Annotated in this window: 1 protein-coding gene; it reads right to left on the bottom strand. The window is 43.7% G+C overall.

Translation table 11 applies throughout. The features are described 5' to 3' along the window. Positions 1–28: 28 nt before the first annotated feature. Positions 29–1,036, bottom strand: coding sequence for an SPFH domain-containing protein (locus GNE10_RS34710; protein ID WP_185570531.1), 1,008 nt, complete (start codon positions 1,034–1,036; stop codon positions 29–31). Between the last annotated feature and the right edge of the window lie 62 nt (positions 1,037–1,098).

Here is a 1,098-nt window from a genome sequence, read left to right on the forward strand (position 1 = left end):
CTCCCCATCTCCCCCATCTCCCCACTCCTCACCCAACGCGATTATTCCCCGTGGATGTTTCCGCGCTAAATAACTGGTTAGAGTTTCCATTAGTAGCCTCGGCAACAATGGAACGCATTCCTTCTAAGGTGGCGGGAATAGTGCGGGGATCCATAAACATGACTTTGCTGCTGTCGCTGCTGCCGATTTTGGTACCCATTTCTAGATAATTTTGGGCAAGTAAGAACTGCAACGCTTGTTGTGCGTTGGTTTCAGATTTGAGAGTATTGGTGATAATTTGTAATGCCTCTGCGGTTGCTTGGGCTTTGAGAACTTGTTGCTGACGTTCCGCTTGCGCTTGCAAAACAATGGTTTTTTGTTGCGCTTCCGCTTGCAAAATAGTTGCTTTTTGGCGAGCTTCTGCATCTAAAATTTGTGCCTCAGCTTTACCTCTGGCGGTATTAATGGCAGCTTCTCGTTCCCCCTCAGAATTGAGAATTGCTGCCCGTCGGCGTCGTTCTGCTGACATTTGCAATTCCATTGATTCTTGGACTGCTTGCGAAGGAATAATATCGCGCAGTTCTACCCGCGTCACTTTCACGCCCCAAGGATCGGTAGCAATGTCCAAATCCCTTAACAATAATTCATTAATTTGGGTACGAGCAGTAAAAGTTTGATCTAACTCTAGTTGTCCCATTTCCGAGCGAATTTGAGTTAGCACCAAATTCACCATCGCCGACTGGAGATTTTCCACTTTATACCAGGCTTTTTCCATATCCACGATGCGCCAATAAACCACAGCATCTACTTCAATGCTCACGTTGTCGCGGGTGATGCATTTTTGGGGAGGAATATCTAGAACTTTTTCGCGGATAGTTTCTTTGTAAACAATTTTATCTACAAAAGGAATAACAAAATTCAAACCAGGTTCTAGCTTTTTGTTATAACTACCCAACCTTTCCACCAAAGCTTCATTACCTTGATTTACAACTTTCACAGACCCCGCTACAGCAGAACCGCCAAGGGCTAAAAAGACGAGTAAAAATAATTGTTCCATTTTGAATCTCCTGATTTTTTAATTAAATATCTATCTATCACTAGAAAGGGGAAATATCGGGG

It is taken from the genome of Nostoc sp. 2RC (assembly GCF_014222165.1).
Lineage (GTDB): Bacteria > Cyanobacteriota > Cyanobacteriia > Cyanobacteriales > Nostocaceae > Nostoc > Nostoc linckia.

Coding starts and splice junctions, on each gene's coding strand:
- GNE10_RS34710 (WP_185570531.1), bottom strand. CDS start 1,036: ATGGAACAATTATTTTTACTCGTCTTTTTAGCCCTTGGCGGTTCTGCT.